The organism is Scopulibacillus darangshiensis, from assembly GCF_004341035.1.
In the GTDB taxonomy this organism is placed as follows: Bacteria; Bacillota; Bacilli; order Bacillales; family Sporolactobacillaceae; genus Scopulibacillus; species Scopulibacillus darangshiensis.
Genome location: NZ_SLXK01000006.1, coordinates 49261 through 73381 on the forward strand (window position 1 = coordinate 49261; position 24121 = coordinate 73381).

Annotated in this window: 31 protein-coding genes; 3 read left to right on the plus strand and 28 right to left on the minus strand. The window is 41.6% G+C overall.

All coding sequences use genetic code 11. From position 1 onward, the window contains the following. Positions 1-19 precede the first annotated feature (19 nt). Entirely contained in the window at positions 20-862 is an 843-nt protein-coding gene (proC, locus tag EV207_RS06240) for a pyrroline-5-carboxylate reductase (protein ID WP_132744767.1), read from the minus strand. Positions 863-1168: 306 nt separating this feature from the next. Between proC and EV207_RS06245 the strand changes: the two genes are divergently transcribed. Next, positions 1169-1594 (plus strand): DUF2621 family protein, encoded by a 426-nt coding sequence (locus EV207_RS06245; protein WP_132744769.1) that lies wholly within the window; start codon positions 1169-1171, stop codon positions 1592-1594. A 265-nt stretch (positions 1595-1859) separates the two neighbouring features. Here EV207_RS06245 and EV207_RS06250 read toward each other — a convergent pair whose 3' ends face one another. The 10 genes from EV207_RS06250 to yneA all read right to left on the minus strand — a co-directional run bounded on the left by EV207_RS06250 (position 1860) and on the right by yneA (position 9170). Beyond that, entirely contained in the window at positions 1860-2348 is a 489-nt protein-coding gene (locus tag EV207_RS06250; protein WP_132744771.1) for a CcdC family protein, read from the minus strand. A gap of 93 nt (positions 2349-2441) precedes the next feature. Next, on the minus strand, positions 2442-3263 hold the full coding sequence (locus EV207_RS06255) for a M15 family metallopeptidase (RefSeq protein ID WP_132744773.1): 822 nt from the start codon (positions 3261-3263) through the stop codon (positions 2442-2444). A gap of 133 nt (positions 3264-3396) precedes the next feature. Continuing rightward, positions 3397-3786 (minus strand): cupredoxin domain-containing protein, encoded by a 390-nt coding sequence (locus EV207_RS06260; protein WP_132744775.1) that lies wholly within the window; start codon positions 3784-3786, stop codon positions 3397-3399. Positions 3787-3887: 101 nt separating this feature from the next. Further along, complete coding sequence (gene mnmH / locus EV207_RS06265) at positions 3888-4946, minus strand: tRNA 2-selenouridine(34) synthase MnmH (protein WP_132744777.1); 1059 nt, start codon at positions 4944-4946, stop codon at positions 3888-3890. A 116-nt stretch (positions 4947-5062) separates the two neighbouring features. Beyond that, positions 5063-5275, minus strand: coding sequence for a YneF family protein (locus EV207_RS06270; RefSeq protein ID WP_132744779.1), 213 nt, complete (start codon positions 5273-5275; stop codon positions 5063-5065). A gap of 79 nt (positions 5276-5354) precedes the next feature. Next, a complete protein-coding gene (sirA, locus tag EV207_RS06275; protein ID WP_132744781.1) occupies positions 5355-5798 on the minus strand; it encodes a sporulation inhibitor of replication protein SirA in 444 nt (147 codons plus the stop codon). Between the two features lie 177 nt (positions 5799-5975). Beyond that, complete coding sequence (gene tkt / locus EV207_RS06280; protein ID WP_132744783.1) at positions 5976-7970, minus strand: transketolase; 1995 nt, start codon at positions 7968-7970, stop codon at positions 5976-5978. Between the two features lie 201 nt (positions 7971-8171). Continuing rightward, positions 8172-8447 carry a HesB/YadR/YfhF family protein gene (locus EV207_RS06285; RefSeq protein ID WP_132744785.1) on the minus strand — a complete coding sequence of 92 codons (276 nt, stop codon included), beginning with the start codon at positions 8445-8447 and terminating at the stop codon, positions 8172-8174. 110 nt (positions 8448-8557) lie between these two features. Further along, the gene (locus tag EV207_RS06290) at positions 8558-8791 is read right to left on the minus strand and encodes a DUF896 domain-containing protein (protein ID WP_132744787.1); all 234 of its coding nucleotides are present in this window, start codon (positions 8789-8791) and stop codon (positions 8558-8560) included. A gap of 82 nt (positions 8792-8873) precedes the next feature. Continuing rightward, the gene (gene yneA / locus EV207_RS06295) at positions 8874-9170 is read right to left on the minus strand and encodes a cell division suppressor protein YneA (RefSeq protein WP_132744789.1); all 297 of its coding nucleotides are present in this window, start codon (positions 9168-9170) and stop codon (positions 8874-8876) included. Between the two features lie 154 nt (positions 9171-9324). Here yneA and lexA point away from each other — a divergent pair, with 154 nt between their 5' ends. Continuing rightward, positions 9325-9939: a transcriptional repressor LexA gene (lexA, locus tag EV207_RS06300; protein ID WP_132744791.1), complete on the plus strand. Its 615-nt coding sequence runs from the start codon at positions 9325-9327 to the stop codon at positions 9937-9939. A 48-nt stretch (positions 9940-9987) separates the two neighbouring features. Here the strand turns inward: lexA and EV207_RS06305 are convergent, their stop codons facing one another. From EV207_RS06305 to tapA, 8 genes are all read right to left on the minus strand, one after another. Next, complete coding sequence (locus tag EV207_RS06305) at positions 9988-10233, minus strand: hypothetical protein (protein ID WP_132744793.1); 246 nt, start codon at positions 10231-10233, stop codon at positions 9988-9990. Beyond that, complete coding sequence (locus EV207_RS06310) at positions 10233-10559, minus strand: helix-turn-helix domain-containing protein (protein ID WP_132744795.1); 327 nt, start codon at positions 10557-10559, stop codon at positions 10233-10235. Before EV207_RS06310 ends, EV207_RS06305 begins: the two co-directional genes overlap by 1 nt. A 24-nt stretch (positions 10560-10583) precedes the next feature. Then, on the minus strand, positions 10584-11213 hold the full coding sequence (locus EV207_RS06315) for a class D sortase (RefSeq protein WP_132744797.1): 630 nt from the start codon (positions 11211-11213) through the stop codon (positions 10584-10586). Between the two features lies 1 nt (position 11214). Then, on the minus strand, positions 11215-11925 hold the full coding sequence (locus tag EV207_RS06320; protein WP_132744799.1) for a TasA family protein: 711 nt from the start codon (positions 11923-11925) through the stop codon (positions 11215-11217). 73 nt (positions 11926-11998) lie between these two features. After that, a complete protein-coding gene (locus EV207_RS06325) occupies positions 11999-12592 on the minus strand; it encodes a CalY family protein (RefSeq protein ID WP_132744801.1) in 594 nt (197 codons plus the stop codon). A gap of 165 nt (positions 12593-12757) precedes the next feature. Then, on the minus strand, positions 12758-13339 hold the full coding sequence (locus tag EV207_RS06330) for a TasA family protein (RefSeq protein ID WP_132744803.1): 582 nt from the start codon (positions 13337-13339) through the stop codon (positions 12758-12760). Positions 13340-13430: 91 nt separating this feature from the next. Beyond that, complete coding sequence (sipW, locus tag EV207_RS06335) at positions 13431-14006, minus strand: signal peptidase I SipW (RefSeq protein WP_132744805.1); 576 nt, start codon at positions 14004-14006, stop codon at positions 13431-13433. 32 nt (positions 14007-14038) lie between these two features. Next, positions 14039-14881, minus strand: coding sequence for an amyloid fiber anchoring/assembly protein TapA (gene tapA, locus EV207_RS06340; protein WP_132744807.1), 843 nt, complete (start codon positions 14879-14881; stop codon positions 14039-14041). Between the two features lie 400 nt (positions 14882-15281). Here tapA and EV207_RS06345 point away from each other — a divergent pair, with 400 nt between their 5' ends. Then, a complete protein-coding gene (locus EV207_RS06345; protein WP_132744809.1) occupies positions 15282-15620 on the plus strand; it encodes a helix-turn-helix domain-containing protein in 339 nt (112 codons plus the stop codon). Positions 15621-15633: 13 nt separating this feature from the next. Here EV207_RS06345 and EV207_RS06350 read toward each other — a convergent pair whose 3' ends face one another. The 9 genes from EV207_RS06350 to miaA all read right to left on the minus strand — a co-directional run bounded on the left by EV207_RS06350 (position 15634) and on the right by miaA (position 24102). Next, positions 15634-15756, minus strand: a complete 123-nt coding sequence (locus EV207_RS06350) for an anti-repressor SinI family protein (protein WP_132744811.1) — start codon at positions 15754-15756, stop codon at positions 15634-15636. Between the two features lie 282 nt (positions 15757-16038). Further along, positions 16039-17373, minus strand: coding sequence for a type I glutamate--ammonia ligase (gene glnA / locus EV207_RS06355; protein WP_132744813.1), 1335 nt, complete (start codon positions 17371-17373; stop codon positions 16039-16041). A gap of 37 nt (positions 17374-17410) precedes the next feature. Next, positions 17411-17809, minus strand: a complete 399-nt coding sequence (locus EV207_RS06360) for a MerR family transcriptional regulator (RefSeq protein WP_132744815.1) — start codon at positions 17807-17809, stop codon at positions 17411-17413. A gap of 128 nt (positions 17810-17937) precedes the next feature. Further along, positions 17938-19197 carry a methionine gamma-lyase family protein gene (locus EV207_RS06365; RefSeq protein ID WP_132744817.1) on the minus strand — a complete coding sequence of 420 codons (1260 nt, stop codon included), beginning with the start codon at positions 19195-19197 and terminating at the stop codon, positions 17938-17940. An 8-nt stretch (positions 19198-19205) separates the two neighbouring features. Further along, positions 19206-20450, minus strand: a complete 1245-nt coding sequence (gene hflX, locus EV207_RS06370; protein WP_132744819.1) for a GTPase HflX — start codon at positions 20448-20450, stop codon at positions 19206-19208. 16 nt (positions 20451-20466) lie between these two features. Continuing rightward, a complete protein-coding gene (gene spoVK, locus EV207_RS06375; protein WP_424511353.1) occupies positions 20467-21402 on the minus strand; it encodes a stage V sporulation protein K in 936 nt (311 codons plus the stop codon). A 120-nt stretch (positions 21403-21522) separates the two neighbouring features. Further along, a complete protein-coding gene (locus EV207_RS06380) occupies positions 21523-22698 on the minus strand; it encodes an ATP-binding protein (RefSeq protein ID WP_132744823.1) in 1176 nt (391 codons plus the stop codon). 195 nt (positions 22699-22893) lie between these two features. After that, positions 22894-23124 carry an RNA chaperone Hfq gene (gene hfq / locus EV207_RS06385; RefSeq protein ID WP_132744825.1) on the minus strand — a complete coding sequence of 77 codons (231 nt, stop codon included), beginning with the start codon at positions 23122-23124 and terminating at the stop codon, positions 22894-22896. Between the two features lie 30 nt (positions 23125-23154). Further along, positions 23155-24102, minus strand: a complete 948-nt coding sequence (miaA, locus tag EV207_RS06390; RefSeq protein ID WP_132744827.1) for a tRNA (adenosine(37)-N6)-dimethylallyltransferase MiaA — start codon at positions 24100-24102, stop codon at positions 23155-23157. Positions 24103-24121 lie beyond the last annotated feature (19 nt).

Sequence of the window (24121 nt, forward strand, 5' to 3'; positions counted from 1 at the left end):
TTGGTTTTCATCTATCCGCTTAGTTAGGAATGGGGGTTTTTTGCAGCTCAGCACTGATTTCTTTAGAACGTTCGGCTGCGCCTTTAATCGCTTCAGCTATGGCAACGCCCCCGCCGTTTTTCTCTAAAGCCTCGAGCCCAGCTGCCGTTGTTCCATTTGGTGATGTGACATTTTCCCTTAAATCGGTCGGTGACGTATCCGTCTCCATCAGCATCTTACTAGCACCAAAGATTGTCTGGACGGCTATCTCCCTTGCCAGCGCCTTGTCTAACCCTGCAGCCATCCCAGTTTTTTCAATATGCTCAACTAAATAATAGATATAAGCCGGACCGCTGCCTGCAATACCGGTAAAAACGTCCATTTTGTCTTCATCAATAATGGACACGCCGCCGATCCCTTGTAATAACATCTTAGCGTCCTGCACTTTATCCATGGCCGCATGCTTTCCAGGGGTAATGGCTGTAGCCGATTCTCCGATCATGCTTGAAGTATTCGGCATAACACGTATAACCTGCTGTCCCGCGTTTAACCGCTCTTCTATGAAGGATGTTGATATCCCCGCTAAAACGGAGAGAATAAGCTGATCAGGGCGCAGCCTGTCCTTTATTTCGGAAAGGGCATCCTCGGCATGCTTAGGTTTCATTGCAAGAATAAAAATATCTATGTTTCCATAATCCAGTGCATCCCGTTTGACGGCAGTAATGCCGTATGTTGCAGAAAGCTCCTGCAACCGATCATGACTAGACTTATTTGTAGCGATAACCTGCTTGGCAGGGATTTTTCCATCGTGGACAATGCCCGAAATCATCGCTTCCGCCATTGAACCCGCACCTAAAAACGCCACTGTCTTATTTTGTAACATCCAACGCCTCCTAAAATCATTACTTTTTTTAGTTGTTCGTATTTTTCTTTGTTTGTTCGCTTTTTTCTTTCAACAGTTTCTTATGATAGCACGTTTAAAATGATTATCAAGGATTGAGTAGGGTACAATCAGCCTGTGTAAGCGGAACCATTGGGACATAAATGACAGTCAAGGAGGCAGATCGAATGATTTCGTGCTTATAACCGGAATTTGCAAAGTAAGAGCCTGCTTTTCTATGAATCTTATCTTGATTCAACCATAGAAACCCAGATATAATGGAAATGGAAGGTTTTAAAAGGGGTGTGCGTGATGTCTGGATGGTTTATGACACTCATCATTACATGGTCCGTCATTTTTTTTGGCTTGATGGTCATCGGCGGTTTCTTTATGTTTCGCAAGTTTCTCAAAAGTTTGCCGAAAGATGACGGGAAATCAATACTTGATTGGCAAACGGATTACATAAAACAGACCAGATCTCTATGGTCTGACGAGCAGCTCGCCTTTCTTGAAGAATTAGTGGCACCGGTGCCCCAGTTATTTAGAGACGTTGCGAAGGAGAAAATCGCCGGGAAAATCGGTCAGCTTGCGCTCAAAAATAAAGCACGACAAATTACTGAAGCTTTGATTATCGAGGGCTATATCAAAGCAACACCAAAGCGTGATCACAAGTTTTTAAGGAAAACATTAACGAAACATGAGATTGATATACAACCTTATGAACATTTTTTTTAAACATTTTAAAGAGGGTCCCTTAAATTCCAAGGGACCCTCTTTTTTTATACTTTAAGAATGTTTAAGTTCGCTAAAGCGAAAATGCAGAATAAAGTATAAGGGCAACTAAGGCTTTCGCCATTAAAGCTTGGCGATAAGCCAAGTTTTCTTTATACTTTAAGAATGTTTAAGTTCGCTAAAGCGAAAATGCGGAATAAAGTATAAGGGCAACTAAGGCTTTCGCCATTAAAGCTTGGCGATAAGCCAAGTTTTCTTTATCAGTCTTTCACGTTGTTGTCGGGACGTCTCCGATCTCCATTCTGCGGACTAAGCGGCGGTACATGACATACATTGCGATCCGCCAAGGTAAAATCATGCCAAAGGCTAATGTAAAAAAGAGCCCGCTTGTCTGCGGCAAATTGATGCTTTTCTCCAAATAAATCTTCATGACGGTTCGAATGACAAGCAATCCAATGAGTATGAAAATGAAGGCCTTTGACCTTTTCAAATAAATCTCGTCATTTTTAACGTGAAATTTCGATGTTTTTATTAGAAAAATCGAGAACAAAACCCCAACTAAAAAGGCTTCGATCAGCTCGCTCCATGGTACCCTGACTTCCGGTACAACAAACATCAGAAAACCGGTAGACATAAATACAGGAGGCAATAAAATTTTCTTTGCATTCGTCGGCCGGTTGGATGCTTTCATTCTGACCACGATGATCGATACCGCGAACAGAACGCCGATCAATAGACTGCCAATTTTTATAAGCATTTAGATCAACCTTCTCACCAATTTAGAAAATACAATTGTCTCATCCACATTATAACGTTTTTCTATTCAACTTAAAAGGCTAAAGAAGGCACTTTAGCCCTTTTGCTTTGCTATATATTCTTCTAGCGTAATGTGATGTGTTTGAATGTATGATGCAGCTTTCTTTCCTACATAACGCAAATGCCATGGTTCATATTCATAACCGGTGATGCTTTCTTTACCTTTAGGGTATCTGATGATGAAGCCATAATCTGCGCAATGATCCTTGACCCAGCGGCCTTCCTCAGTATCGCCGAAGTCTTGAATGAGCTGATAGCCAACATCACTGCTAGAGATATCCATCGCAAGCCCTGTTTGGTGCTCACTTGTTCCCGGATGAGCACTGACAGCGCTCGCCTTCTTCTCACCTTGGGTTTTTACATTGTTGTTAAAGATGGTTACCTGTCTCTCATATGAACGGTAGCCCGATTGAGCATAAAGAATGATGCCATCTTTTTGAGCAGCCCGGAAGAGATTTTCCAAAGCATCTGCCGCTACTTTCCGAAGGTGCATCTTTTCATATGTTCCATCATAAGGGAATGGCACGTCAGGAATCGTCAAATCGGGAGGAGTGTACCCGTCAGGCAGCTTATGTGTTTTATTTACTAAAACTAAATGACTTTTTGGGTTTGATACAACCACTATGCCATCCTTAGACGTTGAGGCGGTTTTTGTATCCTTTTTGTTTTTATTATGATTTGATTGCGTTTGATCCCCTTTTTGCGGGTCTTTCTTATCGTTTGTTGTATCGTTATTGGTCTTCTGGCTGGATTGATTTGTATGATTGGATTGTTCTGCATTGTCTCCATTCGCACACGCGCTTAATGGTAGAAAAAGAGCGCCTGCGACGAATCCATACAAGATTTTTTTATTCATGATGACCCCTGTCTCCCTTGCCAAGTCTTTAAATCCTTTATAAGCTTATCATTTTTAGGACAGAATGAAAATAACTAAACCATCGGTGAAATTCTGATTAACCAAGATAAAAAGGGTACACCGAGGTGCACCCCTAATCTGCGACTATTTTTGCTTTCATGTTCTCATGGCCTGAACCGCATGGTACACTGCAATGAACCATATAAGTGCCCGGCTTTAGCGTGATCGTCTTAGTGCCTTTGCCTTGGATGTTAACATCTTGTCCTTCAATTTCGAAGCCATGGTAGCCTTCCTTACTCTTGAAGTTAATGGTAATCTCTTTATTAGCTGGGACCTTATACGTCTTTTTGTTAAATTTAAAATTGGTTGCTGTCACATTTAATGTTGCCGCTTGGTCATCTCCTGAAGCGCTGCCGGCGCCGTTATTATCATCTGAAGATTTCTTATCAGAGTTGCCGCATGCTGCCAATGCAAGAACAAGAACCATAATAACTGATAATGTCAAAAGCCACTTTTTTCTCAAGTTTAACAACCTCCTAGATTTGAAGTAATATAACCATAATAACCGATCTGAAATGCTGTTAAACAGCGACTTTATGAACGTTTTATCACATCTTTCCAGTTTTACTCCTTTGGGACCATGACCATTTTTCCTAATTCTTCTTCTAACCGGGCCACACCTTCAACCACAGATGAGACTGTGAGCGAGATAGCATCTGACTTATAGTCCTTAAATTTATGAGAGTACTTCGGATCATAGTAGTGTTCCAGAAAGAGTGAAATGATTTTATAATAGTCTTTCTGTTGATAAGCATCTTCCACTTCTTCAGCAAAAGCTGGATTTAAGTGTTTCCTTAATTTTATAAACGCCTCATAGACGGCGCCCTCATTGCGTGTCGGTTCGTAGGCTTCATAAATCGCCTGAACTCTTTTCTGAAACGGATAATGAATATGGAACCTTGTTCCGTTTTCTTTGCCGTTAATTATAAATTCAGGCAATACGACCCTCCCAATCCGTTTACTTTCAGCCTCAATCATATAATAAGAGGCATCACTAAGCTCCCTTAGCCTTAGCCAAAGCATGCATTCAAACCCCTTTTGACTGTTTGGTTCGAGCCCGACAGATCCGAAAATCGAACCACGATGCCCTGCCATCCCTTCCAGGTCTAAAACCGGGTAGCCTTTTTCCTTTAGGCTAAGAAGGATATCAGTCTTTCGGCTGCCTGTTAATCCTTCGACAACAACATAGGGCTTTTCCTCTTGTGCAAAGGCTTCGAGATCACCTACAATTCGCTTTCGAAATGATCTGATGCCGCCATCTAATTGTAATGTATAACAGCCCATAAGATTCATAATGGATGCGACACTTAAGCTTCGCATCCCCCCGCGCCAACAATAGATAACAGTTTGATCATAGGCTTTAGCATGTTTCCTAATTGTTTCAAACATGTGAGGGAGTTTTGGGGAGACGATTTTTAATCCTTCATCTTTGGCAATATGCGGTCCCTTTTGTTTGTACAATGTGCCGATCCTTGCCCTTTCATCGTTCGAAAAGAGCGGGACATTGATTGCCCCGGGAATATGAAATGCTTTAAATTCACCAGGAGAACGAACATCAATCAGACCAATCTGATCACTTTTATCAATGACTTCATCAATTGATATTTTTTTGACAACATCCATTTAGCTTCATCCTTCTCTTAGAACATCCTCATTCAATCATAACATCTCCATTATATCCACTTTAACTTAAAGTATAAAAAAAGATACCCATGAAGCATGAGCATCTCTCCTGATATCTATTTCGATTGATTATTGATGGCTTTCATCATTTGATTAATCTTCTTCTGCGACGGATTTTGCCCCATTTGCATCATCATCACACGAAGCATCTTTTCGTTAATCGGCGGGTTTTTCTTGATGTAATCCATCATATATTTGCGGGCGATGAAAAATCCAAGTAAAAGACCTACGATTAAAGCGACGACGCCCACAAGAATATATAGCCACATTCGATTGTCGTCCTCCTTTTTCTTTTCTTCCATTCCTTAGTTTACTATAAAGAAGAGCGATTGTACAACCCAATATCCATTAGATAAGATGGGCATTTCTGATCGGTTTTAACCAGCCGAAATTCGTTAAATGAAAATCGATCGCCAAAAAGCTTGAATCGATTTGTCTAAGCACTTCAAAGAAGGTTGCCTCTGCAGTATAATCCCCAATGCCCTGAAGCGTTAACCCTGAAGGCTGCACTTCAAGCTTCGCACGGCTGCCCCCTTTTGTACATTGAAAAATATGTATGTATCCCCGGCAATCGTATCCCGGATAGTGCCGGCAAGACATGCTGATCCTTTGTTGGATAGCATTGACCGGCATAGGCTTTGTTATATAATCAATTTGTTTATCAATTTCTTTCTTTATTCGCAGGTTATCGATGGTCCTTGCTTCTAAAAAAAGCTGATACAGCTTGACCTCTTGTCCAAAGTAAAAGCGGGCGACATCATCTTCTATAAGAAAGATATCATAATATCTCATATTTATCCTCCTTTTCGAAAAGTCTGTTTCACCCAGTATAGTACAGCTTTAACGAATACTCTGTCTAAATCGGTCGCGATGATTCACTACTTTTGTCGAAAGGCCTAAAAGAGCTAAATAGAATAAAAACCCTGTCCTTCTATAAGGAAAAGACAGGGTTTTCGATGATTTAACACGTTATTTTATCAGTTTCTTCATCATTTCAGCAACATTTTCGGGTGTGAAGCCATACTCCTCCATGACCTTTTCACCCTTAGCCGATGCGCCGAAACGGTCAATTGTTAAAAGCGCGCCTTCCGTTCCTACATATTTATGCCAGCCAAGAGATGCTCCCACTTCTACGCCAAGTCGTTTTGTCAAGGATGGCGGCAGGATTTGATCTTTATAAGCTTGATCCTGCTGTTCGAAGCGATCCCATGAAGGCATGCTGATAACGCTGACATGAGTGCCTTCAGACGCCAGCATCTCCTGTGCTCTAACAGCGAGTCCAACCTCAGATCCAGTCGCAAGAATGAGACCCTCTGCGGCTTCTTTCGCCTCGGAAACGACATAAGCCCCTTTCTCCACACCTTCCGATGCATGACGGACGGTGCCTTCCATTGTTGGCAGCCCTTGACGTGTCAGCACAAGCGCAGTTGGGTGATCCTGGCTCTCCACCGCCAGCTTCCATGCCTCCCTCGTTTCATTGCCATCCGCTGGACGAATGACAGACAAGTTAGGAATTGCCCGCAGTGATGCCAGTTGTTCAATTGGCTCATGTGTCGGACCATCCTCGCCAACGGCAATACTATCATGAGTGAAGACATACGTTACCGGAAGAGACATTAAAGCTGACAAACGAAGGGCCGGCCTTAAATAATCCGAGAAGACAAAGAAAGTTGAACCATAAGGAATCACTCCGCCGTGCAATCCCATCCCGTTAACAGCTGCCGCCATGGCGAATTCACGAACACCGAACCAGATGTTGCGGCCTTCATAGGTTGCTGATGTAAAGTTTTCATTGTCTTTCATGAGCGTCTTCGTTGATGAGGCAAGGTCCGCAGCGCCGCCGAACAATTGCGGCACGGATCCGGCCAAAGCGTTAATGACTTCATTGGACGTAGCACGAGTTGCTTTGTCATCACCAACTTGATAGTGAGGCAACTCAGCATCATAATTATCAGGGAGCTTACCTGCGATGGCATTTTCAAGCTCTTTTGCCAATTCAGGATGCGCGTTTTTGTAATCCGAGAACAAATTGTGCCATTCTTCTTCAGCGGATACGCCCTTATCAGTCTGGGCAGCGAAATGATCCCGAACGTCTTCTGGAACGAAAAACGGTTCATGATCCCATCCATAATTCGCTTTAGCTGCAATCACTTCTTCCTCACCTAATGGACTGCCGTGAACGCTGCTCGTTCCGCACTTATTTGGTGCACCGTACCCGATTGTCGTCTTGACTTCAATCATGGTTGGTTTATTTTGTTCTGCATTCGCTTCTTTAAGCGCTTTATGAATGGCGTCAATATCATTTCCGTCCTCGACACGAAGCGTTTGCCAGCCATAAGCCTCGAAGCGCTTTAGTACATCCTCAGAAAAAGCCATGTTAAGATCCCCGTCGAGCGATATATCATTAGAATCATATAAAACGACTAAGCGCCCTAAGTTAAGGTGACCCGCAAGCGACGCCGCCTCACCGGAAACTCCTTCCATTAAATCCCCGTCACCGCATATGGCATATGTATGATGGTCAACGATTGAATAATCCTGGCGATTGTATTTACCTGCCAAATGCCTTTCGGCCATTGCCATGCCGACCGCCATCGCAATCCCCTGACCAAGTGGACCTGTGGTGGCATCTACTCCCGGTGTATGATGGACTTCAGGGTGCCCTGGGGTTTTGCTTCCCCATTGTCTAAAGTTTTTCAAATCTTCGATGGTAACGTCATAATTGAATAGATGAAGCAAGCTGTATAAAAGCATGGAACCGTGACCCGCGGATAAGACAAAGCGGTCGCGATTGAACCATTCCGGATTTCTTGGATTGTGTTTCATGAATTGTGTCCAAAGCGTGTAAGCCATTGGCGCTGCGCCCATTGGCATACCAGGATGCCCCGAATTAGCATTCTCAATCGCGTCAATGGACAGTGTTCGAATGGTGTTTATCGATAACTGTTCGATTTTTTGAGTCAAAGCTTATCATCCCTTCATGATTTGTAACAGACATGTTCAGTTTAACACAAAAGCCTCTTATTCATCACAATATAACATCTAAAACCGTATATAAAAATGGCAGTATTTTAGCTGTTATATATCACCTTTATAGAAAAAGGACCCTGAACCCAGGATTTCACCTGCAGTTTAGGATCCTTTAGTATTTCATAGCCATTGGTTTCATGCAGTATAGCTTAGTTTTAAATCAGAACATTCATCATCAAAGTCTAATACGATATTGCTTGTAAACCACAAATCATCGGGACAGGAAAAGAAGGTAATACCTTCAATATTTGTCTTAGTGTCTAGTTCTGTTGGAAGGGCCTTCTCTACTCCCAACGCGAAGCCACCTTCATCATAACCACCGTATCTTACATATAATTTTAATCCATCACCGTCTTGTAAAGCCATCTCATCCTTATAAAACCGTGCTGCTTGCTTAGATATCTGTAACATATGGGATCACCCTTCCGAAGTTTGTTATATAACAGTATATCACAAAAAAAAGGTGATGCAACACAGAAAAAAGCCCAATTTCTCAAATTTCGAAAAATCAGGCTTTCGTACTAATGTAAATGACGTTTTGCTTTACTTTGTTTTAACTTTTTAGGCGTAACATCCTTGCCTTTTGGATCGACGACTTTAACGTTATGCAGATGTTCTTTAAAATTCCCGCGGAAGGCTTTTAAATATTCTTCCCTTAAAGATTTCTGTTCTTCCTTTTCTTCAGAAGTCAACGATTCTTTCTTCGACTTATTGGCAAGCTCTGAGATACGCTGTAATTTTTCATTGGAAAGCATATCAAAACCCCTTTAAAAAACGAAACTTTTGCTAAACAGCTATTAGCTTAACCTAAGTTATTCTGATATGCAAGAAGCGTGCTTATTTGTTTTCAACAGGAATGATCAGCTTTTGTCCAGGTTCAATGTGGTGGCGCTCGATATGATTGACCCGCTCTACCCATTCGATAAAACCATTCACTGATCTATTGGCATTTTCCTTATTTGAATTTGCAAGTGCCCACAATGTATCCCCTTTTTCGACAGTGACCGTCTTATATTGCTCGTAGCTTTCCGCCTTAAATCCTTTAGCCATGACTAGAAAGATCATTAATACTAATAAAAGGAATAAAATAACATATGATTTCCCGTTAATATGATGACGAATGGTTTGTTCCATTAAAACCGCTCCTTAAAGAATGTTTGTTCGTATTTTTATAGTAAAACGAACAGTTGTTTGTGTCAAGCTTTTTTTCGAACGAGTGTTTGTATTTATAACCATCACATGCTATACTATTGGTAAGAAATTCTTCCGTAAGAGGGGAGTTAATAGAATGAAATTATCCAAGCGTCAGCAAGATATCATTGATTTTATTAGAACAGAGGTTAATACGAAGGGCTATCCACCGTCAGTAAGGGAAATTGGAGATGCGGTTGGCCTTGCATCGAGTTCCACCGTTCACGGTCACCTTTCCCGCCTTGAAAAGAAAGGAATGATCCGCAGGGATCCCACTAAGCCGCGTGCCATTGAATTATTAAGCCTTGACGAACCAAGAATGGCAAAACAAGACACTGTGCACATACCGATTATTGGTAAGGTTACAGCCGGTCAACCAATTACTGCTTTTGAAAACATCGAAGAATATTTTCCTGTACCAGCTGCCATGGTTGGGGCTGACGAAGTCTTTATCCTTAATGTTATTGGCGAAAGTATGATTGACGCCGGGATCATGGATGGCGATAAGGTCATCGTCCGGCAACAAAGGACAGCGGATAACGGAGATATTATAGTTGCTATGACGGAAGAGGATGAAGCCACTGTCAAGCGCTTCTTCAAAGAAAAGGACCATATTCGACTGCAGCCTGAAAATTCAACGATGGCACCGATCATTCTTGAGAACTGTATTATTTTGGGCAAAGTCATCGGTGTATTTAGAACACTTCATTAATTGAATTATGCGTAACAAAAAAAGCAGACATGATATTGTCGGCTTTTTTTATACGCTCATATCTATCTCAGTCTTTAACTCTTTAAAAGCATAGTTTTTCATCACGGGCTTTGCGTCCTGCTGGGCTTCCTTATTCTCCAAACTGTTCAACGCTTTTTTAGTATAATCAAACGGTGCTAATCCTTTATATTCATCGTTAATATACAGATCGCAAAGATTGTTTCCTTTATAAACGATCTTTACTTTGCTGTCCATTAGGTGAGACAGGTAAACGCCTCGGCTTAGATGTATCATTATTTCATTTCCTCTTCCTTGTCTATTTGCTGCCAGTTCTTAAAATCGAGAAACAACTTAACCTCGTCTTTGGAAACGCCTAGCTCCTTCGCCTGCTGGATGAGATGCACCCAATCGTGATCCAATTCATCCTTTTTCCCCTTAAGTATCATTTCTACCGGCACATTCAATACCTCCGATAACTGTTGAATAATGTGAGCAGATGGATTTGCCTTCTGTCTTTCTATCTTACTTAGGTATCCTTTTGATATACCCGAGAGAGCGGCAAGCCGGGATATTGAAAGTCCCTTGTCTAAACGCTTATTTTTAATTTGTATACCAAGCATACACCTCAATTCCCTTAGATTCGTCTAAAATGATAGTGACTCTTTATTTTGTGCTTTCTTTTTCTCCGCTTGTATGATGAGCCGTTTCGTCGGATTTTTCATAGGCTCACAAGTTATGAGAGTAATTATACTTTTGTTGTCTCTGCTTTTTAAAATTGACAAATCATCTGGGTTAATAATTGTCTTATTAAATACAACGTAGGTAATTATTTGGCTCTTTGTTTCGATTAAAACCTCATCCCCGATTCCAACCTCAGGCAGGCGATTGAACTGTTTGCCATAAGTGTAGCTGCGATGAGCTGCGATGGCTGCATTTCCAACAGAGCCGATAGGTGCTGTCCCTTTAAGATGACCTCCTGCAATCTTAAGATGTTCCAGACTAGCCCCTTCTACAATTGGAAGGCGCAGGTTAATTTTCTTAATTTGCAGTATAGCAAGTATGTTACCAGATCTGTCACGGTTATTCTTACTTCCCTCGTTCTGTGATAAGACCTCAAATGTTTTATTTAGCTGAAGCATACTTTGTTGCGCTTTCCCGCCCTCCCATTTCACAAGCAGTTCTTGTTCTTGCCAAGCATGATAGGTACTGATCGCTTTTGGATAGCACATGGTTATGACACCGGCTAATATCAACAAATAAGCGAGCCATTTCATACTACCCTCGTTTGAACGGATGGGGAATGATCGATTTTTTGATTAATAATAGGATAATCCCAGCTGCCGTCAAAATGACTCCTGGAATAATGATTAATAATGGATTGGATTCACCGGTCTGTGGGAGCATACCTTTCCAACCCGCCCCGTCTGTGTTAGATGTTACATGAGTACTGACAGGTGTCAGACCCCCGCCATCGTTATGAGTTCCTCCGCCTTGAGTTGAAGGCGCCATATCACTGTCCACAAAAAAATTAAAAGCCACATCTGTCACTAAACCTTGGTATTCATTTCCTGACTTTTTAGGGAATTTAACCGTGAAAGTGAGGTCTTCCGAATCAAAGTCTTGGAGAGACCTTGATTCAAATCCTTTAAAATCCTTTAATCCCCCTTGATATAAGACACCTGATTGATCTTCTATTTTTACAATCAATTGATCAAAGAGCTTTTCAGACCCAGATTTGCGCCCGACGTCTAAATTATAGTTAAAGCTTTTATTTCCTTTATTATGAATGGTTAATGTCCTAGTCGCCCAATCCCCCGGCTTCATGTTATTAACATTAAACAAATAATCCTGTGGTGTTGTGGCCAGATCTATCTCTGCTGCGGTTTTGCTCGCACTTGTATTACCGAGCGGCAAAAATACAATCGCTGTCAGTGCCAAAAAACAGTACACCATGATTAACTTAAAAACGATCGATTTTAATTTCATAGTCTCTACCTCTCAATTTGGATTTGTAGAGGTTTCGTAAAATAAGGCGGGAAGATCCCGCCTTATTTGTAAGTTATCTTTCTGTACCAGCTGTTTGATGAGCATCAAAATTCCAAGTCAAATTTAAAGCATCACCTTGAAATTTATTCTGGTCTTTACCATTGTCTTTGAATTCAAAGTAGACGTACAGATTATCCGAATCTCCAGGTTGGAGCGGTCCATGTTCTCCAAAGATTGGACTCCATATTTCGTCCTTTATTGCATTTGGTGTCATACTTTGTAAATGAGATAAGGATGTTTCAAAAACCGGAATACTACCCCTATCGGCGTTGAATAAGAATTTCACAATAATATGATCTCCGAAATCCTCACCACCGTTGTTACCCTTTGCATCATCTACTGTATAACTTGTGCTCATAGCGACATCTTTGATCGGTAATGTACCACTGTTAGATAGTTTGAAGTGGCGGAACATTGTATCTCCCGGTTTGAGATTGTCGACGTTAATGATCGTAGACGGATCGACTCCTAAATCCAAAGTTCCTGCTGCGAAGGTGTTGTTTGTGACTTCTTGGTCGCTGAAATACGCGTAAGTTCCTCCTCCTACTAGCGACAGACCCAATGCCGCTGTGGCAATACCCATACCTAACTTCTTTTTAATACCCATCCTTTTCCTCCTCTTACCCGTTTTCGGGTATGTAAAGTTATATATGAACCCGCAAATTTGCGGAGGTTCATCCATTAAGGCTTCTTTCTCTCTTTTTGCATCACCTATGGCTTGGATCTGACATATCTTGAAGGAGGTTAGGTGATTGATTGATTAATAGATTTTTTATCTTTCTTCACCAGCAGTTTGCGTTGCATCAAAAGTCCACTTAAGATTGACCTTATCGCCTTGGAATTCATTTTGGTCCTTATCATTGTCAACAAACTCAAATTCAACGTACATTTTATTCATTTTACCGGCCTTTAGCTTTCCGCCGCTGCCGTCTATGATGTTCTTTTGTATGACATCAAGCGGCTTGCTTTTTAGCTCCGCTAATGTCGCTGAGTACACAATGCCTTGGTTATTAGTATCATTAACCAAAAAGTTAACCATGATATGCTTGCCAAAATCATCTTTGTTATTACCTTTAGCATCAGTGACTGTATAGTCTGTATTTAAAGTGATGTCCCCGATATCAAGTGAACCATTGTTCTTAAGCTTGAACTCCCGATACATTGTATCCCCAGGTTTGATGTTATCCACATTGATAATCTTGGTTGGATTTGTGGTCAGATCCAAAGTCCCCGCCGCAAACGTGTTATTCGTTACTTCCTGATCGCTAAAATAAGCATAAGTTCCGCCGCCCACCAAAGATAAACCAAGTGCTGCTGAAGCAATTCCCATACCCAATTTCTTTTTAAGACCCATTATAAGCATCCTTTCATTTACCTATTTCCCAATAGATATGTACAATTTATTTTGAACCCGGGGATGGGCATGCCCTTTCCGGGAATCAAGCTTATTGACTTACTGTTGACGTATCCTTTTCCTTTGGATCCTCTAAATCTTTTATAGCCCTCCAAATCGTGATAACTGAGTAGATGATTAATAGAATCCCTGGAAGAACTAGAAGAATCGCTGTCCCCTCTTTTGATTGGGCATAATTCATAAAATAACCGACGTAGGGAATGGTGAACCCGGTATATACCGCCATGACATTTTTTGCTAGTACAGGCTCTCTATCAGCTTCCTCATTGTTGTCACCCTTAGTAATATATTGCGTGTGACTACCCGTTCCTTTCACCTCATGGATGCGGTGAGTGACGACCGTATGTTGATCCTTCAAAAAAGTAATGACTTTACCCTTCTTGAGGTTGGTTTTATTTTCGATCGGTTTTACTGCAATGATCGATCCGGTTAGAAAAGTAGGTTCCATTGAGCCGGATAACACCGACTTCAACTGATAACCAAAAAAGTTCGGTTCACCGCCTGATGCCTTTGATGAAATGACGACAAACCCCATAAAAAGTAATGTTATAAACAAAATTGTCGTCACGAATCTGCTGACCCATTTTTTGAATGTGTGAAATGTCATGTTATCCTCCCGTTATGTGTTTAACTTTCCCTTTACTTTTTCGTTGTATCCTGCTGAATAGACTGATTATCGTCTTGTTTCACTTCTCCTTCTGGTGCTTTGGATTGTTCCTCTTTATTCAGCTTCTTAACTTCCTGATTCTTATCACCAGAACCATCTTTACTCTCCGTCACTTGTTTTTCGTCACTGCTTTTTTCCGCAGTCTGTGTCTTGTCAGGAGCAGACCTTGATTTATTGGATTCTGATTTAACATTGTTCTCCGCTGCTTTCGCCTTTTTACTATCATTAGATTTCGCTTCTTCTTGCTGCTTACCCGACTTTTCCTTCTCAGTTTCCGCCGGTGCCTTGCAAGATATCGTTATGGCTTCACTCCACAGCTCACCCTTGCCAGGATGATCTGGGCGTTGGTATGCTTTAAACATATAGTTACCAGACTTTTCCGGTTTGTAAGTCAGCGTGTGTTTTCCCCCTGATTGCAATGCTGGAATTTGCCCGGACGCTAAGTTTGAGCCATTTTTAGGATTTCCTTTCGAAATCCAGTAAACCTCATATTTTACCGGCCCTTTCATCGCCTTTGCATCTTTACCGTTTTGGATGATGGCAGCGAGTTCATCACATGTTCCTTTTTGGCTGATAAATTTAAGGGAGCTCTTATCCCATTTATCATCCTCACCCGTGTCCCATGACCCAACAGGGATCGTCATCGCAACCTTTTCTGAATCATTGAAATAGGCGTTTGTAGGTGATGTTAACGTCATCCCGCCGACGACCATCCCTAGGAAAATCAGTCCAATTTGCATAGACAATATGTAAGCCCAGTGTTGCTTTCTATACCTTCTTAGTCTAGTCAGCCTAATGATGACTCCTCCCCCCATGGGAAACTATGACGATCGTTCGTTATAAAGAACAATCAAGTAAAAAAAATAGTCATAAATAACTACCCATAATGGTGTTCTTTTTACCGAACGTTTATATTGCTAGTATAAAAGCTTCATCGTAAAATAAAAAATTCCATATTTATACGTTTTGTTCGTTTTAACGAACAAAACGTGCGCTTTCCTTTAAATTTCTCGATTTTCCTTACATTATCAAATTTTTCTAAAGAATTTTCGTCTTTGGATCAAACTTTTGTTGTGTTTTATATAAAGAACAGCCATCCAATTAATTACATGTATCTTTAATATATATATTAAAATTCCTCCATCCAATGTATAATAAACAAGACAAAAGATGATCGACCACAAGCTTTCATCTCAACATCAGAGGTGGTTCAACATGCTGGGCAGTTATATAAAAGAGCTAAGAATACAAAAGAATTTATCATTAACAGAACTGGCTGAGCGGGCCGGTGTTTCTAAATCATATCTGAGCACTATTGAACGAGATCTTCAGAAAAACCCCTCAATACAATTCTTAGAAAAAATCGCCTCTGTACTTGACACCACTGTTGAATCAATAGTCCAGAGCGAACCTTCTATGTCAAAGGACCAAGAGTTACCTAACCTTGATAACGAATGGATATCAATTGTAAAAGAAGCGATGGAATCTGGAATTGATAAGAAGGATTTTAAAGAATTTCTTGACTATCAAAGATGGCGCCGAAATAAAGAATAAACGTCTTAACCAATCATCCGCTTATTGATGATTGGTTATTTTTTATGTAAGCCATAACTTCCCCTTTAGATAAACCCAAGCTCTTAGCAAGTAAAATTAATTCAATCCATTCAGTGTCCAATCTTTCTTTAAGCATTAAACTTCCTCCTCTAAATTTAAAAACCAGCCCTAAGACAATCATCTTTAGGGCTGGTTCACTATTAGTAAAACCAGCTTTTCCAATTATTATAAATTAATAGCGCGTATGATCTTGTCACAATCTGTTTGCTAATTACAACTTTTATTCGACGATTTCTTCTATAAATTTCTCGTAATCAACAATATTCCTTATACTAATCTTAATACCTTACCGTTTTTTAAGTATACTTGGCTAAATAACAAAAAACCCCGACACCGATAGTGTCAGGGGCTTCAAGTCTTAATACAGGCTCATATATTGTTCGCGTTCCCAAGGATGGACTTGCGTGCGGAACATATCCCATTCGATCTCTTTGGCTTCAACAAAGTGCTCTAGGGCATGGGCGCCAATCGCTTTGGTCATAACCTCGTCTTTCTTCAAGACCTCAAGCGCCTCTTTCAATGTTGCCGGCAGATCCATGATGCCTTCTTCTTCTCTTTCTTCTTTATTCATGACGTAAATATTCCGATCAGTTGGTGCCGGCGGTGTCATATTATTTTTGACCCCGTCAAGACCGGCTGCAAGCATCGCAGCCATCGCAAGATAAGGATTTGCGGATGGATCGGCGCTTCTAACCTCAATACGTGTGCTGATGCCACGTGATGCAGGAATCCGCACCAGCGGACTGCGGTTTCTCATTGACCATGCCACATAGCTTGGCGCTTCATAGCCTGGGACCAAGCGTTTATAAGAATTGACCGTCGGATTGGTAATGGCGGTAAATGAGCGGGCATGTTTAATAATGCCGGCGATAAATTGCATAGTAGTTTGACTCAAACCATTTTCATTGGATTCGTCATAAAATGCGTTGTTATTATCTTTAAAGAGTGACATGTTGGCATGCATACCGGATCCATTGACACCAAACAGCGGCTTCGGCATAAATGTTGCATGCAAGCCATGCTTTCTCGCAATGGTTTTAACAACCAGCTTGAATGTTTGGATATTATCGCAAGTCGTTACCGCATCTGCGTATTTAAAATCGATCTCATGTTGCCCTGGTGCCACTTCGTGGTGGGAGGCCTCAATTTCAAAGCCCATATCTTCAAGCTCAAGCACAATATCACGGCGGCAGTTTTCACCAAGATCAGTCGGTGCAAGGTCAAAATATCCGCCTTTATCATTTAATTCAAGCGTTGGTTCACCTTTTTCGTCCATTTTGAACAGGAAGAATTCCGGTTCCGGACCAATGTTAAAGTGCGAAAAGCCTAACGCTTCCATTTCTTTTAATTGCTTCTTTAAAATAGCACGAGGGTCACCTTCAAAAGGCGTTCCGTCAGGATTATAAATGTCACAAATCAGACGGGCAACTTTGCCTTTTTCAGACGTCCATGGGAAGACAACCCACGTATCAAGATCTGGATACAAATACATATCCGATTCTTCGATACGGACAAACCCTTCAATGGAGGAGCCATCGAACATCATTTTATTGTCCAGAGCTTTTGTTAGTTGATCAACAGGTATCTCGACGTTTTTGATAATTCCAAGTAGATCGGTAAATTGCAAACGGATAAACCTGACATTTTCTTCATCCGCCATTCCCATAATATCTTCTCTAGTATACTTTCCCATAGCTTAGTGTGATCCTCCTCAAAATTTTTTGTGCTAATTAATGAAAAAATCGTGATAGCTCGCCTTGGATAAGGGAAGCCTTGCCGTGCCTGCCCGCCTGAATCAATTCCGATTTTAAATATTTCATCACATCGGCATTGGACATCTCGGGTTTTTTTGCAACTTTCTCCACGGGTGGTTGCATAGCTTCGATCGTTTTCATACCTAAGACATGCTTAATGCCGGCTAAATTAACGCCTTTATCCAGCAAAGACTTAATCTCAAGCAACTGTTCCACATCATTGAAAGAAAACACACGGCGGTTGCCTTCAGTTCTCTCAGGCTGCACGAGATGATGTTCTTCATAATAGCGAATTTGCCGGGCGGTCAAACCTGTCAGCTTTTGAACGATACTCATCGAAAATAACGGCATTGTTCTGCGAATCTGATCATCCACCGTCACAACCCCCTTTCACAATTATTATTATACTTAATGTTATTGTAGGTGTCAAGAGATGTTAGGTTTTCTAACATAAAAATAAACGGACAGAAACATTATATTGTTCCTGTCCATTCTGCCATTTTCTAATGCCATTCTTTATCCATAAGTTCATCAACTGCGATTAATATTGCTGCCTTGACATGTTCGAAGGTCAGTCCGCCTTGGACAAAAGCTGTATAAGGGGGCCGTAACGGACCATCGGCTGACAGTTCCAGGCTTCCTCCCTGAACGAATGTCCCTGCAGCCATAATGACATCACTTTCATAGCCAGGCATAGGACTTGGGTAAGGGGTCACATGCGAATTAATCGGCGAAGCCTTTTGAATAGCCTGGCAAAATGTGACCATTTTATCCGGGTCATTAAATGTGACTGACTGAATCAAGTCTGTTCGGTGTGCATCCCAATTCGGAGTGGTTTTCATGCCGAGCTTGTCCATTAAAGCTGCGGTGAAAACAGCACCCTTAAGCGCCTGCGCTGTGGTATGCGGCGCCAGGAAAAAGCCTTGATACATATCTGTCAAGCTGCCTGCGGTCGGTCCAACCTCTCTTCCCAAACCGGGAGCTGTAAGCCGTTCGGCACAACGGTCAACCAAATCTTCTTTGCCGACGATATATCCACCTGATTTAACAAGGCCGCCGCCTGGATTTTTAATTAATGAGCCCGCCATTAAATCCGCTCCAGCGTGGCATGGCTCTCTCTCTTCCACAAATTCACCATAACAATTATCTACAAAGATGGTAACTTCGGGATATTGCGTTTTAATCCGTTTAATCGTTTTTTCGATGTCATTAACGGAAAAGGAAGGGCGGGTGTCGTAACCGCATGAGCGCTGGATTGCAATAAGACGGGTATGGGATCCAACAGAAGCCAAAACCTGTTCGACATCGATCTGACCATCTTTTAACGGGATAATGCTGCAGCCGATGCCAAAAGATTTCAAAGAACTGATTGATTCACCGGATAAACCAATAACACCTCCTAAAGTATCATAAGGTCGCCCGGTAATATATAATAATTCATCTCCAGGTCTTAAAACCCCAAATAAAGCCGTGCTGATTGCATGTGTCCCAGATATGAGCTGCGGCCTTACAAGGCCCGCCTCCCCGCCAAATACATCAGCATAGACCGCTTCAATTCCTTCCCGGCCAAAATCATCATACCCATAACCCGTTGTGCCATGAAAGTGAGTATCACTGATACGGTGTTCCTGGAAGCTTTTCAATACGCTATACTGATTTGCCTCAGCTATTTTTTCAATGTGTTCGAACCTTTGCTTTATCTGTTCTTTAACTTGTGTAACAACCGTCTTGAGACGGCCGCCGTGCTTCAACTGGTTATACATATCTGTGCTTACTCCTCGCTGTTGCAGTGGGATGTTAATTTAAAATAAAGCGGGGAATCTTGTAAAACATAGCCATTGTATTCAAACTGATCTGTTTCTTCAATCCAACGCCTGTCAGTGACGATGGTACTCATTTTAACCGCAGCCATCAGCTTGCCATTCCCTGCATTAATTTTTTTCCTATAAGGCACCATCTGCTCAATAATCTTTGCCTCAATAACAGCACGGATCTGTCCGATATCCTCAGGGTTAAAAACGGTGACAAGAAGCGATCCCTTAGGGGGTATAAAGGCTTCCCTAAGCAAATCCCTCTTGTTATACAGCATCAGCTTGGGGATATTTCCCGCATTAAGGTCTTCCAGCAGTTCATTAACTGTCAACTCATGCTGCATATGATCCGGATGGGAAATGTCAACCACATGGATTATAAGATCCGCACCCGTCACCTCCTCAAGTGTTGACCGAAACGCTGCCACTAAGGTGGTTGGCAAATGCTGAATAAAACCCACGGTATCAGACATCAGCGCTTGAAAACCATTGGGACATTTAAATTTCCGCGTTAAGGGATCCAAGGTGGCAAACAATTGGTTTTCTTCAAAAGATTCCGCTTCAGTTAAGCGATTAAATAAGGTGGATTTCCCGGCATTCGTATAACCAACTAAAGCGATCTGGAATTGTTTGTTGTTTCGGCGCCGCTCGCGATAACGCTCTCTGTGCTGAACAATGGTGTTCAATTGTTTTTTTATATCTGTGATTCGCTTTCTTATGTAACGCCGGTCAGTTTCAAGCTTAGTTTCCCCGGGACCGCGTGTGCCGATGCCCCCGCCAAGACGGGATAACGCTGTCCCCATCCCGCTTAGCCTTGGGAGCATGTATTGCAGCTGGGCAAGCTCTACCTGAAGCTGACCCTCCCTGGAATTTGCCCTCATGGCAAAAATATCTAAGATTAGTTGTGTCCGGTCAATCACCTTTGCCTTTAAACGATCGGCTAACCGAGCTTGCTGGCTGGGGGTCAGCTCGTCATTGAAGATAATCGTATCCGCATCAACAGTGTTTTCCAAGTTGGCGAGTTCTTCAACCTTTCCTTTGCCTATATAGGTTGCCGCATCAATGCGCAGTCTTTTTTGGGCAATCGTCGCTTTCACTTCACCGCCGGCGGTTTCAGTTAATGCATTCAGTTCCTCCATCGATGATTCAAATGATTCATCACTCATTGTCGGTAATTGACATCCCGCCAATATCATTTTCTCCATGCTATTCCTGCCTCTTTTATATAGTCTTGCCTTCATCTACGGTAAGGTCGCAAGCTCTGAGCGTCAATAAGGCATCGCGATCATATTGGCCTTCCCTGAGGAGCCTGACTGCCTGCTGCCTAATCATCTTTTCAATCAGATTTCTGACGTACCGCCCGTTACTAAAGGATTTTTCATTCTCAGATACTTTTTGCTTTAAATGCCTTGTGAGCTTCTTCTTAGCCTCAATCGTCAGCTTATATTCCTGTTCTTCTAGCATTTGCTCTGATATTGTCATCAATTCACTGTCAGTATAATCGGGAAAGGAAATTATTATCGGAAATCTTGAAGGCAGTCCGGGATTTAGCTTTAAAAAACGGGCCATTTCACTGGAGTAGCCGGCAAGGATTAATACAAACTGATCCTTTTTATCTTCCATTTGTTTGACCAGCGTATCGACAGCTTCCTTGCCAAAATCCTTTTCTCCACCCCGAGCCAAGGAATAAGCTTCATCTATAAATAAGATACCACCCATCGCCTTTTTTACCAAGTCGCGCGTTTTTTGTGCTGTTTGGCCAATATATTCACCAACGAGATCTGCCCGTTCTGCTTCAATTAAGTGTCCTTTTGGGAGAATGCCCATATCTCGAAAAAGCTCCCCCAAGAGTCTAGCAACCGTCGTTTTGCCTGTGCCGGGACTTCCTTTAAAAAGCATGTGCAAGGATTGGTTTTGAACATTCAGGTGCTGTTCCTTTCTTTTTTGGCTGATATAAAGCCAGGCGTAAATTTCCTTAACCGTCCGTTTGACTTCTTCGAGCCCCACTAATTTATTTAATTTCATTTCGATATCATCTAAGGGGCGATGCTTCCCGCGCTCTTCTTTTTGCGGAGTAACCGGGGTCTCGGCATTCTTCGTTTGGCTAAGAATAACATTTATTTGACTTTTTTGCTTAAGAGTATAAGTATCCGACACGTGACTCACCTCACTGTTCCTTTGCTTCACTATACGCCCTCGCCTCTTTTTTGTGACAAACGCCCATTTCCTTTCAAAGGAACAGAATGCATCCTGATAATTCATAGATATGACAAAGGGTTATTCTTCAGAAGGCAAGATAATTGTAAAACACGTGCCGCGTCCTAACTTACTGTCAATATGTATTCTCCCGTCCATCGCTTTTATAATTTGATAGCACACCATGAGACCTAATCCTGTTCCAGTTTCTTTGGTTGTGTAAAACGGCAAGCCTGCTTTGGCAATTTGTTCACTCTCCATGCCGTGACCGTAATCCCGAATGGTAATGATAACGGACTCACCGCGCTTGACGGTTTCCAAATCAATAAAACTGTTATTATTCGAGGCTTCCACACCATTTTTAACAATATTTAAAAGAACCTGCTGAAACTTTTCTTTACTTCCTTTAATGTAGCAATCCATACGATCTTGGCAACGAATTTCTACCCCCTTTAATAGGGCATATGAGGTTAACGTCTGTATGACAAAATTAAGCTGATCTTTCACAAGAAACCGTTCAACTTTAATTTTCCCAGGCTTAGCAAAAGAGAGATAATCTGTAATGATCGCGGTCGCCCGTTCCAGCTCAAGCTCCATTGTAATGAGATAGTGCTGATACTTATCAGAAAGCTGCTTATCAGACCTCAGAAGCTGTAGAAAGCCTTTAATGACAGTCATCGGATTACGCACTTCGTGGGCTACGCTTGCAGCCAATTGACTGGCAATATGCGCCCTTTCCGACTTTGCCACTTCATGGCTAAGGACATCATTTTCATGCATCGTTTCGATGATAAAAACAACAAACCAATTTGTTAAAACAGGGTATACAATAAAACCGAAACTAAACCAAGGGCTTGTGATAAAAAAGGACAAATCCTTGAACATACGTACAAAAAAAATAACCAATAAGGAATGAAAGATAATAATCCCACTCGTAAACAACAATTTTGTCAAATACTTCTTATCCTTAAATTTATTATATGTAAAGAAAAGCATGATCACCGTGATGATATATGAAACCAGGAAGATATATACCCCTCCGCCTCCGAGCATGATCCTATAAAGCACCATGACAACGGTGGTTAATACCCCAACCCCTATGCCGCCATAAAGAAATGAAGCTAACCACGGGGCAATCCTTAAATCCATCAACACCCCTGATTCATGGGCTACCGGAAAGGACATACATAAAATGATCATTAAAGCTGAAAACAAAAAGATCAAAAAAGATTTTTGCTTTCTTAAGTTTCGGTGCATGGACCTTACTCCAAAATGGATGAGTGTTAACGCTAATATTAAAAAAACTTGTACGATAAACTTAACAAACACGATTCCTTATGCCCCCTGTCTCCTCATACAGCACATCCCTTCATGTTCATCATAATATAATATGAACTGAGATAATAGACTAAAACAGAAAACCTCCAATGGAGTATTGGAGGTTTTCTCGTATTATTCAGATTGATTATTCAAATTTACTGGCTTTGAGGGTGAAAAGGTCGAGATGGCATGCTTGAAAATTAATTGCTGTTTACCATCCGTTTCAAGCAGGACTGTAAAGTTATCGAAACCTTTAACTTGCCCTTTCAACTGGAAGCCGTTAAGCAAAAATATTGTAACAAATGTGCTTTCCTTGCGAAGCTGGTTCAAGAAAGTATCTTGAATATTAACTGTTTGTTTCATACCATGATCCTCCTTTTTCTCTATATCAGATTACTTCGACCTTATTTCCAACTTTCCTGCAACAAACCGAATGATTTCTTCAGCTTTTTTCTCAAAATGGTCCAGCGCCTCTGTCATATCAAACCACGTAACATCCATTTGATTGCGGAACCATGTGTATTGTCTTTTTGCAAAACGGCGTGAATTCCGTTTTAAAAGGCTCACGGCTTCCTGAAGTGTACATTCTCCTTCAAAATAACGGTATAGTTCCTTATAGCCAATCGCCTGGACCGCTTGAACATTGCGAATGCCACTATCATACAAAGCCTTCGCCTCATCGATCAGGCCGGCTTCAATCATATCATCAACTCGCTGATTGATGCGTTTGTAAAGCAACTCACGATCCATCGTCAGACCGATTAAAGCTATATCGAAGAGCGGTGCGGGCTCTTGATCTTGCTGATGCATGCTAAAAGGCAGTCCTGACAGATGATAAACTTCCAAAGCCCTAATGACACGGTTCACGTTATTTGGGTGGATGGCTCGTGCAGACACTGGGTCGATGTCGGCTAATTTCTGGTGAAGCACCATGTTTCCCTGCGATTCAGCAATACGTGCCATTTCCTTCCTGAAATCCGGATCATCTTCCACGTCGGTAAATTGATAATCATAGGCAGCAGCTTTGATGTAGAGACCTGTGCCACCTACAAGGACAGGACATTTATGTTGTTCGTTCAAGTCATGTATAAGTTGTCTGGCGTCAGATTGAAAAGCTGCCACAGTATATGGCTCAGATGGCGGCAGGAAATCAATGAGATGATGCGGGATACCTTGCATGTCTGTTTCAGGGATTTTTGCTGTTCCAATATTCAATCCCTGATAAACCTGCATCGCATCACCATTAATCACTTCGCCATTGAATACCCTGGCGATATCAAGGCTCAATTTTGTCTTCCCAACAGCTGTTGGACCAACGATAATAACTACTTTTTCTTTCATTTTCTATTCCTTTCATGCT